Raw genomic sequence first — 12057 nt, 5'->3', positions numbered from 1 at the left:
TTATCTGTTACAATTATTTTAATCGCTCAAATATAATATCATTTTAAATAAGTATCGTTTGCTTTTATTTAAATTATAATTTCCTTCATTCCATTTCATCCCCATCAATTTTCCATACTTTTGCAAAAAATAAATATCCAACATGGAATATACCAAAGTAAGTTTTAGAATATCGCCCAACTCGGAGGTTGCTCAAGAAATACTAATGGCCGAATTGGCGCAGTTTGCCTTTGATAGCTTTGAAGAAACGGAAGACGGCCTAAATGCCTATATCCCAACTCAGGAATACCAAACAGAAGACGTTAAAGGTATTCAGTTATTAAGCAGCGATGAATATAAAATCACCTTTGAAACAGAGAACATCCCCGACCAAAATTGGAACGAAACTTGGGAGCAACACTTTTTTAACCCCATTATTATTGATGACAGATGCGTGGTTAAAAGTCCTTTCCATACGAATGTACCCAAAGCGGAATATGAGGTATTAATTGAGCCGAAAATGGCTTTTGGCACAGGACATCACGAAACTACAGGATTAATGATGAAACATATCCTGGAAATGGATTTTGAGGGAAAATCGGTTTTAGACATGGGCTGCGGTACAGGGATTCTGGGTATTCTAGCCGCTAAAAAAGGTGCCGAAAAGGTATTAGGTATCGACATTGAAGAATGGGCTTTTAACAATGCCAACGATAATATTAATATGAACAACATCCACAATATGGAAGTACAATGTGGTGATGCTTCAATATTGGGAAGCGAAACTTTCGATATTGTTTTGGCTAACATCAACAGAAACATATTGTTGGAGGACATCAACAAGTACACCAAAGTTCTGAGAAATGGTGGTACTTTATTGTTAAGCGGATTTTACTTGAGCGATCTGGAAACTATAGAAAAAGAATGTAATGTTAATAAGTTGATAAAAAAATCGGTAAAGGAAGATAACCAATGGGTAGCCGTTGCGTATACGTTGTCTGATTAATCTTTTTGAGAAAAATTTTGAAACATGGAATTTCCATGTTTCAAAATATAAGACATAAGCAATGAGAACTATATTTACCTTATTTATTATCCTTTTAATCTGCAACTTAGCTTTTTCTCAAAGCAAACCACAAACTTTTAGTAGTAACACCGAAGAGTTCGTTCCCAAAATGGAAGAACTCTTTAAAACCATAGCCGACAAAAAATACGCAAAAGCATACATCGAAGAACTGTCGGTTTTCTGGTTCTCCCCTGAAACCGATGAGGAACAAAAAAAACTAATTATTGACAACTGTAATGCCCTTGCAAAAAAGAGGGCAAAGCCCATCCCCGACTACGAAAACTACCTAAAGACGGTACGGGTTTATCTTCAAGCGGATATTCCGCAAAGTACATTTTGGGCATGGAACAATGCGGTTTCCGATTTAATAAAAAAACCACGTTTACATCTACGAACCGTTAATAATTATTTACAAACCACATCACAGTTATTAACGGACAGCATCATCTATTCTACGCCTTCCAACCAATGGAAAACCAACAATAACAACTGGACATTTTCATATCAAAACAACGAGTTGATTGCCACTTTCCCCCGCCTGAATCTCACCTGTTATTCTAAAAACGACAGTATAAAAATATTCGACACGAAAGGAACGTTTAACTTTTCGACTAAAATATGGAAAGGCGATAAAGGAAAGGTTACCTGGGAACGTTCCGGTTTTGATGCCACTCAGGTGAACGCTTCGTTCGGAGCATATTCTTTCCCGTTAAAACAATCTTATTTCCAAATAGATTCGGCACAATTTTACAACACCATTTATTTCGACCATCCTTTAACCGGCAGGTTGCGCCATAAAGTAATGGATATTAAATCGGCAGCCAATTCTTCATACCCGCAATTTACATCGGTTGAGCAACGGTTTAAACTCGACAATATTCACCCCGACATTAATTACGAAGGCGGATTCTCTCAAAACGGATCTAAGTTTCTGGGATCCGGGACTCACGACAATCCTGCCACAATTACTATTTTCCGCAATGATACTGTTTTCCTGACCGCCAAGTCACTCTACTTTGCTTTGCGTAAAGATCAGATATTGAGTAACGATACCGAAGTTAAGTTCAGAATAGATTCAAATTACATCTACCATCCGGGATTAATTTTTAAACTGATGGTAAAGGAAAACGAGTTGCACCTGATCAGGAATGGAGAAGGACTTGCACTTAGCCCTTACTTCAACACCTTCCACAATGTGAGTATGGACATCGAGTTACTAACCTGGAAACTGGACAGCGATATGATGGATTTAAAAATGGTTTCGGGAGCAGCCGAAAACCATGGGGAGTTTGAGTCGCTAAGTTATTTTAGGGAGAGTTTTTATAACAGTTTGCAAGGCATGGATGCCATACACCCGCTGCAAGGCTTAAAAAACTGCTCAGAAATGCATCAGGGAAAATCATTCACGGCTTCGGAATATGCACGAATGGTACACTTACCGGAGAGCCAGATCCGTCAGCAGGTAATACAGCTTTCATTCTTCGGATTTATTGGATACAATGTAAACACCGATATGATAGAGCTGCGTCAACGGCTACACGATTATTTGCAGTTTCGTTTGGGCAAAAAGGACTATGATGTTATTAGGTTTATCTCCCTTACGCCAGGAAAAATAGCCAACGCGCAAATTGACCTGCTAAACTACGATATCAATGTAAACGGCGTAAAATCCATTTCCATATCCGACAATCAAAACGTGGTTTTCTTCCCTAAAAACGAACATATCCTGTTAAAAAGAAACCGAAACTTTGTTTTTGACGGAGCAATTAACGCGGGGATGTTAAACTTGTATGGAGATGGATTTAAATTTGACTATGATAATTTTCAGATCGACATGAAAAACATAGACTCCGTAAGAATGAAAGTTCAAACCGGGGAGCTGGATTATTTTGGCCAACCGCAAATGACCTACGTAAAAAACGCTATCGAAAATCTGTCGGGAAGCTTGAAGATTGATGAAGCCAGCAATAAGTCAGGCAAAGATTTTCACAGTGAATACCCAATGTTAAATAGCAACAAAGAGTCCTACGTTTATTACGACAAACCTGAAATTCAGAACGGACAATATTCCCGGGATAAATTTTACTTTAAGCTGGATACGTTTACAATGGATAGTATTAGTAAATTGAGTGCCATCAATTTTGACTTTTCCGGAACCTTCGTTTCTAATATTTTTCCGACTTTTGATGAACGTTTAACCGTTAGAGAAGATTACTCCCTTGGGTTTACAAGAAAAACACCAAAAGAAGGATATAGTGTGTATGGAGACAGGGCCAAATACATTGCTGACATCGACCTGAGTAATAAAGGTTTAAAAGGAAAAGGTACGTTAAAATACCTAACCTCTACCTCCAAATCTGAAAACTTAATATTCCTTCCTGACAGAGCCACCGGCCAGGCCTACGAATTTACGCTGGAAAAAAGTGAAGAAGGTGTACAATACCCGGATGCACAAGGAAGATATAACCATATCAATTACCTACCTTATCAGGAGCAATTAATTTCAAAATCGCAGGAAGAAGCCTTTACTATGTATAACAATGAGGCTTCGCTTGATGGTGAAATAGTAGTTGCCCCTGAAGGCGCAAGTGGTAAGGGTACATTTTATATGGACAAAGCCAATATTGCATCCAGGGACATGACATTTGGCGGGTATACCATGATGGCTGACTCATCCGACTTTAACCTGGCAAATAGCTCCGAAATTGACGAAGGTGTTTCGTTTAACACAACCAACCTTGTTTCCAATATCGATTTTAAAGAAAGACAAGGTAAGTTTACGTCTAGATCGGGTGCTAACCCGGTTAATTTTACCGACAACCGATATGTATCCTATATCAGCGAATTTTCATGGGATATGCAAAACAACCATATTTATATGGGAGCGAGTGGCTCTGAAGGAAACCGCTTCGTTTCCACACACAAGAAACAAGATTCACTTGATTTCCGGGTGCCACTTGCACGTTACGATGTGGAGAACAAAATTATTTATGCCGAGGAGGTAAAAAACATTAACGTAGCTGATGCGAATATTATACTTAACGATGGTTTAATAACCATTCGCGAAAATGCGGATATAGCCCCAATCGACAGTGTTTCAATCATTTTAACCAATGATTCAGCCTTTACGCACACCATTTACAACTCACATCTTAAAATAGATGGTAAATTCGATTATTCTGGCTATGGAGAATACGATTATTATAATGGTGAAGGTAAAAAATTCACTTTTCAGTTTAATACTATTGAATTGAACGAGGATTTAAAAACTATCGCCGAAGGAACAATACAAGAAGACGAATTATTTACCTTCGACAAAAATTTCACTTTTAAAGGGAAGACAAGACTGACTTCTACCGCACAGCACCTTAGTTTTGATGGTGGGGTTCAGATGTTGCACCAATGCTCAAGCGGGCCGCAAACCTATATCTACTTCGATGCTGCCATAGACCCACATAATATACTGATTCCCATTGGAGAGCAACCCGTTAATTTTGATAGAAAGAAGATATACCGCGACTTTTATCTAACAAAGGATTCCGCACATATTTATTCTACTTTCCTTGCCAGCAGGAATGACTATAGCGATATTCCTATTATTACGGCTGGGGACTATCTTTATTTTAACGATAATCAAAATGCTTTTGAAATTGCTAACCTTAGTAAAATTCAAAATCCTGATACCACAGGCGTTTTGTTTCGGTACTCAAACTCGAACTGTCAACTGCTGGCAGAGGGTAAAATGGACATGGGAATTGATCTGGGTCACATTACGCTGAACAGTTCTGGTACCATTATCGATGACCCTAATAAAGACAAAGTGCTAATATCAACCATGTTGGGTATTGATTTCTTCTTTAATGAAACAGCCACACAACAAATGGTGACCGAAATCATGGGTTCAACTGCCCCCGACAGTAAACAGTCGGATCAAGGTTTTAAAAAGCGCTTGGCCGAACTGGTTGGTGTAAAAGAGGCTGACAAAATAACACGACTCAAAAAGGCAGGAAAACCAATTGAAGAGTTGCACGAGTCAATTAACAACATGTTTCTTTTGGGCAACATCGACTTTAAATTTGATGGCAAGACACATGCCTACATCGCTGATGGCAAAGCTGATTTAGCAATGATAAAAAATAATATCATTAATAAAAAGGTAGACATTAAAGCGGAAATAGTGAAGAAACGAAGCGGAAATTCCATCGACCTTTTCTTAAGTTTCGATAAAGACACCTGGTTTTATTTTGCATACAAAGCTAAAATGATGTATACGCTTTCGTCCAACGAAGCGTTTAACAATATAGTAAGCACATTAAAACCAGATGAACGAAAAGCCAAATCGGGAGGTTTTACTTTTATCAAGTCACCTGCCAGCAGGTTAAATCATTTTATCAGCAAATTTGGTCTAAGTCCGATTAAAACAAGCTCGGATGCGGCAGGTCAGTCAATAAATGTTGAAGAAAAAGCCGTGAAGCAAACGTCCGACGAGTAATTATGTAATTTACGAGCTAATAAAAGATTATATTTTCCCAAACCTTTCTTTTTAGCTACTTTTACAGCTCTTATAACATGAAGAAAATGCTAAAAATAAAAACCATATCAATAGCCATACTTACCTCATGGATATCAATATCATCGCAAACCAAACTGGAAAGCGATTTTAAATCATACTCCTTGGAAGTGTTCCCATTACACGATATTAAAAAGCTGGATGTAAGGGCAAAACATGCGCAAGTTAACCTGCTTAACTGGGATAAAGATTCCATTAGCGTTGAAACAAGCATCGAAATCCTTTCCAACAAACCAAATATTTCAAAGGAAATGCTGGAAGAAATAAAAATCGAAACGGTTGAATACAGCAATGTTCTGCTTATAAAAACCAGCTTAGTTGATGATTTCAACCGCACCATTCCCTATCAAATCGAGTACACCATCTTTTATCCCAAAAAGCTGGAACTTAGGATCGAAAACAATCATGGCAGGGTAGATATTGATCATGTGGAAGGCGGTGTGTTGGCAGACATTTCTTACTGTGATATCAACTTTAAAAATTTTTCACAGGATACGGGAGCCATAATTAACCATATCAATTTACTGCATTGCAAAGGCAAAATGAATCATCTGGGTTCAGCCAATATAGAATTTAAAAATTCCACCGTCAATATCCAGGATGCAACGGAAATTCATGCGTCAACATCATATTGTTTGCTAAACATTGATCATGTAAAAAATTACCAGGCGAATTCCACCGTAGATAATATAAAAATTGGAGCTTGCGATAATGTTTCTATGTTTAGCGAAAACAGTGTTATTCAAATTAATAAATTTAAGCACAAAGCATTGTTTGAATGTTCGAAAGGTATATTGAATATATCCAATCCAGAACTCAACTTTCGGGAGTTAACCATTAACAACGATGGGACACCTACAACTGTGGTTTTAAATAGTGATGCAAACTACATTATAAATGGAGATGTGTCCAATGGAAAATTTATACACAAACATAGGGACCAACTAAAAATTATAAAAGATCAGGACAAAATTTCATTTAACGGTGTTGTAGGCAATAATCCTAATCCGAACACCAAAATCATTATTTTTAACAAAAACCAAAAAGTTAAGTTTAATTAATCCCAAAAACTGTTTATATGTCAACTACCGCTGAAAAAATTTTTCTTCTACGCACTAAAATGCTCAACCTAGGTATAGATGCCTTTATTGTTCCGAGTAGCGATCCGCATATGAGCGAATACACAGCTGCCCATTGGAAAAAAAGAGAGTTTATATCTGGTTTTACGGGATCAGCAGGTACTGTGGTAGTATTGATTGATGAAGCAGGATTATGGACGGACAGCAGGTATTATTTACAAGCTGAGAAGGAATTAACAGATAGTGGAATAGATTTATTTAAAGCAGGCGAAGCCGATACACCGGATTATGTGGATTGGATTGCAGAAAGACTTAACCCGGGCAGCAAAATTGCTTTTGAAGGAGAGGTATTCTCGATTGATGATGCCAGAAAGCTCTCGAAGAAATATAAGCACTATGGAATAACGCTGGATCCACACCAAACCTTACTGGATGATATTTGGGAGGGTAGGCCTCCCATCCCGGAAAACACCATCTTTGTGCACGAAACAAAGTATGCCGGACTGAGTAGAAGGGAAAAAATCGAGAACATACGTAAAAAGATGCGCCAACAAGATGGATCCCATTATTTAATCACGGCCTTGGACGAGATAGCCTGGACTTTAAACCTTCGGGGAAACGATGTACCTTTTAATCCTGTGTTTCATGCCTACTTAATTATTTCGCTGGATGCAGTTTACTTGTTTATTGACACACATAAAATTACGGCTCCCATTGGCAAGGAGTTGGCGGAAGATGACATTTCTGTGCAACTGTACTCCGACATTTTTGAATGGGTAAAAGAAATGCCGTTGGAATCTGGCCTATTGTTCGACCCCGCAACAACAAATGCCAGGATATTCTCGCTGATTCCAAAGGAGGTTATAAAAATTGAGAAACCAAGTATCGTAAAAGATCTTAAAGGACTTAAAAACAAGACGGAACAGGACGGATTTAGAAATGCAATGGTAAAAGATGGTGTGGCCATGGTTAAATTCTTATACTGGCTCGAAAAAAATGTACCTAACGGATCAGTCACTGAGCTTTCGGCCTCAAAACAACTAAAAAAGTTCAGGGCGGAAAACGAGAATTTCGTGGGTGAATCGTTTGGGGCAATCTCAGGTTTTGGCGCACATGGTGCCATTGTTCATTATAGTGTTTCCGAGGAGACGGATATTAAATTGACCCCCGACAATTTTTACCTGATTGATTCCGGTGGCCAGTATCAGGAAGGAACTACGGATATCACCAGAACAGTTCATCTTGGTGCGCCTAACGAACAACAAAAATCGGATTTCACGATGGTTTTAAAAGGCAATATTGCGCTAGGTACTACTTGTTTCCCGGCAGGAACCAGAGGTGTCCATCTGGATATACTTGCCCGCAAACCACTATGGTCAAAAGGATTGAATTACGGTCACGGAACCGGGCATGGTGTTGGCTGCTTTTTAAACGTGCATGAGGGACCGCAAAGCATTCGTCCAAATGACAATGGGGTAGCATTCGAAAAGGGAATGATTACTTCTAATGAACCTGGTTTGTACCGTACGGGCCAATATGGCATCCGTATCGAAAACCTGTTGTTAACACTAGAATCGGACCATTCCGAGTTTGGTGAGTTTTTAAAGTTCGAAACTTTGACCCTCTGCCCCATCGATTTAAAATCGATTGCGTCATCGCTCCTAACACACGAAGAAAAACTATGGATAAACAGTTATCACAAAAATGTTTACGATAAGATTTCGCCGTACCTGGACGAAGAGTTGCAGGTTTGGTTAAAGGAACAAACAAAAGAAATTAAATAATTTACGCTTCTATTACTTATGTTATCAGTTTGTATTCCTGTTTATAATTACGATGTATCAGAGTTAGTTGACAATTTGGTAAAACAATCGAGGAAATGTAGTAAAGCAATTGAGATTGTTGTTGTAGATGATGCCTCCAAAACAGAATATATTAATATTAATAACAGAATTGAAAAACATAACAATGTTACTTTTATAAAATTAGCTAAAAATATTGGCAGATCATCAATTAGAAATTTATTGGCAAGTAAAGTGAAATACAACTATATTCTTTTTTTAGATTGTGACTCAAATTTAAAACCTGATTTTCTTGAAACTTACCTGAAAGCGATTGACAATAATACTCAGGTAATTTGCGGAGGTACATTACACCCCAAAGAGTGCCCGGCCCCCAGTCGGACGCTTCGATGGAAATCCGGAAAATTCAGGGAAGATCATTCAGTAGATACTAGAAGAAAAAGTCAATATAAAAGTTTTACTTCAAATAATTTCATTGTTCAAAAGAATGTTCTTAATAAAGTTTCTTTTAATGAAAAGATTAGAAAATATGGTCATGAGGATACCTTGTTTGGAATAGAACTAGAGCAAAAGAAAATTAAAATAGAACATATCGATAATCCAGCAGTACACATTGGCATTGATTTAAGTGAAGATTACATAAAAAAAACAGAACATGCTATTGAAAACTTGGTACAACTATTGAAAGAATCCGAATATCGGATGGCTTTATCAAAAAGGATAACACTTTTAAAGTATTTTAATTGGATCAGCAAAACAAGAATGAATGTATTTGTTAAGTTTATCTTTAAGCTATTTCGACCACTTATCATCAAAAACTTATTAAGTACAAAGCCTAATTTAAAGCTATTTGATTTTTATAAGATAGGTTACTTGGTTTCAGTTTATTAAAACAAAGTGCTTATTTAAGATTAGTAAATTAAACAACATATTCATGAATACCAGATCAATATTACACACTTTTTTCACCTTTATTATACTGTGCTGTACCGTCAACAGCATGGCACAGGGATACAAAATCGATGTTTCGGTAAAAGGATGGCAAGATACCACATTGATATTGGGGCATTATTTCAATAAAAAAATGTTGGTCAACGATACGATATATATTGACAGCAAGGGATCCGGAACATTTTCGGGCAAAGATAGATTACCCGGTGGTGTTTATATTATTTATATGCCCGATCAAAAGTACTTTGATATAATTGTAGATGATGAGCAACACTTTTCTATCATAGCGGATAAAGAAAACCCGGTTCAGTCGTTGGAAGTAAACGGAAATAAACAGGAAAGGGCATTTAACGATTACCAAAAGTTCATTTTCAACAAACAAGAAAAAGCAAACGAAATACAGGAAAAGCTTAAGAACAAAGATCAATATTCAAAAGAACAGGTTGACGCATGGAAGAAGAAATTGGGGGTGCTGTCAACTGAAGTAAACTCGTATTGGGACAAGATTCTGGACAAACATAAAGGTACATTCTTGGCCTCGTTTATTAAAGCCATGCGCGAAATTGAAGTGCCCGATTTTAAAGAACTAAACGAACCTGATTCGATTATACAGGTAAAAAGGTATCAATATTACAAGCATCATTATTTCGACAACTTTGATATGAAGGACGACCGCTTGATGCGTACCCCGTTTTTCACCGGTAAGTTAGAAAACTTCTTCTCCAAAACCGTGTTGCAAATACCCGACAGTTTGGTAAAAGAGTCGGTAAGGATTATTGAAATGGCTGAAGGTAACAAGGAAATGGAAAAATATCTTATCCAATTTACCTTTAACTATGCCAACGATAGCAAACTGATGGGAATGGATGCCGCCATGGTACAACTGGGCGAAAAATATTACCTCTCGGGCATTGCTGATTGGGTAGACGAGGAATTTATTGAAAAACTGGAAGACAGGATAACTAAGCTAAAACCAAACTTAATTGGAAATCAAGCTCCTGATTTGAAAATGGTGTCGCTCAACAATCAATATTTTCGCTTAAGTGAGGTATACGCCCCGCTAACCGTATTGGTTTTTTGGGAACCGGACTGTGGACATTGTAAAAAGGAAATACCCAAACTTAAAGAGGTAGTATGGGATAAATACCAGGACATAGGCGTTAAGATATTTGCGGTTTTTACCCAGCACGAAACAGAAAAGTGGAGCGAGTTTATTGCTGAACACCAACTGGAGGAATGGATCAATGTTTACGATCCATACCATCAAAGTAATTTCCGTAACCTGTACGATATTTATAGTACGCCTGCCATTTATATTTTAGACGAAAACAAAAAGATTATTGGCAAAAGAATTGGGGCGGAACAAGTTCCAGGATTCATAGATCACCACCTGGGACTCAGTGGGCATTCAAACATAAGCCGTCAACAGTAGCCCGGTGGCAAAGCGCACAATACGGTAAGCCTTTAGCGATGAACTGAAACACGAGCACATGCGTAAAAACACAAACGCCACATATACAAGAAAGTAACCCACAGATTATGTTAAAATCAAGGGCGGTTAAAATATAAATGTAACATACACGTAAAATATGAATAGTTTTTTTACCTATTTCGTCATATCAATAGTTTCTATAATTGGATTGATGGCATGTGAGGACCACACCAAGGAAATACCCAACTCGGAAATATATATAGATATGCCCGATGATGGTTACGAGGTAAAAGTAAACGACACCATCGATATATCGCCAAAGATCACCTATGATATTAATTCTGCGTATTCCTGGGTGCTTGACGGACAACTCGTGAGCCAGGAAAAAGACTTGCGCCTGATTCCAACTGAATTAAATAAGTACGAATATACTTTTTCGGTTAACAACAGCCGGGGAATTGCCCTTATTGATATTCCCGTTCAATCCATGTACAAAACCGACTTTGAAGAAATAGAATTTGAAGAAGATACCTTTTGGACCAACAATGAAAATTACATCTCATTTTTATCTGACCAGATTCAGTTTGAATCATCAGGAAACTATGCTTCTGATACTTGGACCGGTTTTACGTACTCCAACCTAAGCGGGAGCAACTCGGTTGATGACTATGAAAAATACAGCTGCTATAAAACGCCAACTGAATTTGATTCGGATGTGTTTGGGATAATGTTACTAGACGCCTATCAACAGCCTATTGCATTAACCACTAAGGATGGGGAAGATCATCTGTTCAAAAGCATCTCCATCAACAATTCGTATTACGTTTACGATGCCATTAGTAACGGCAACAATGGTTCGAAGAAGTTTGGTGGTGAAACCGGCACCGAAATCGACTGGTTAAAATTAACAATTACAGGAATCAACAAAAGTGGAACCACTCGGGGAAACGTTGAGATTATGCTTGCCGATTACACCACTGGTAGCAACCGCAACAATACTATTTTAAGTACATGGACCGATTACGATCTGGAAGATATAGGCAAAGTATCGCGACTGGAATTTGTATTGTCCTCTTCCGATACCGAAAGTGGCAAATTAAACACCCCGCCTTTTGTGTGCTTTGATGAAATAAAGATAATAGAGTAAATAAAACTCTTGTGTTCCATGGAATCTTTGT

General features: G+C 37.8%; 7 protein-coding genes. All 7 read left to right on the top strand.

Annotated features, from left to right (window positions below; genetic code table 11):
- Positions 1-142 precede the first annotated feature (142 nt).
- The 7 genes from prmA (at position 143) to ACRD64_RS01520 (ending at position 12026) form a co-directional block, all read left to right on the top strand.
- Positions 143-985 (top strand): 50S ribosomal protein L11 methyltransferase, encoded by an 843-nt coding sequence (gene prmA / locus ACRD64_RS01550; RefSeq protein WP_430931390.1) that lies wholly within the window; start codon positions 143-145, stop codon positions 983-985.
- A 61-nt stretch (positions 986-1046) separates the two neighbouring features.
- A complete protein-coding gene (locus ACRD64_RS01545) occupies positions 1047-5537 on the top strand; it encodes a hypothetical protein (RefSeq protein WP_430931389.1) in 4491 nt (1496 codons plus the stop codon).
- 86 nt (positions 5538-5623) lie between these two features.
- Positions 5624-6676: a hypothetical protein gene (locus ACRD64_RS01540; RefSeq protein WP_430931388.1), complete on the top strand. Its 1053-nt coding sequence runs from the start codon at positions 5624-5626 to the stop codon at positions 6674-6676.
- 17 nt (positions 6677-6693) lie between these two features.
- Positions 6694-8478, top strand: a complete 1785-nt coding sequence (locus ACRD64_RS01535) for an aminopeptidase P family protein (RefSeq protein ID WP_430931387.1) — start codon at positions 6694-6696, stop codon at positions 8476-8478.
- A gap of 18 nt (positions 8479-8496) precedes the next feature.
- Positions 8497-9387: a glycosyltransferase family 2 protein gene (locus ACRD64_RS01530; protein WP_430931386.1), complete on the top strand. Its 891-nt coding sequence runs from the start codon at positions 8497-8499 to the stop codon at positions 9385-9387.
- Between the two features lie 43 nt (positions 9388-9430).
- On the top strand, positions 9431-10879 hold the full coding sequence (locus tag ACRD64_RS01525; protein ID WP_430931385.1) for a redoxin domain-containing protein: 1449 nt from the start codon (positions 9431-9433) through the stop codon (positions 10877-10879).
- A 157-nt stretch (positions 10880-11036) separates the two neighbouring features.
- Positions 11037-12026: a DUF4465 domain-containing protein gene (locus ACRD64_RS01520; RefSeq protein WP_430931384.1), complete on the top strand. Its 990-nt coding sequence runs from the start codon at positions 11037-11039 to the stop codon at positions 12024-12026.
- Positions 12027-12057: the final 31 nt, after the last annotated feature.

The sequence above is a fragment of the Saccharicrinis sp. 156 genome (assembly GCF_050589685.1).
In the GTDB taxonomy this organism is placed as follows: domain Bacteria; phylum Bacteroidota; class Bacteroidia; order Bacteroidales; family Marinilabiliaceae; genus Saccharicrinis.
Note: the sequence above shows the minus strand (reverse complement) of the source record. Positions and strands in the feature narration are given on the sequence as shown.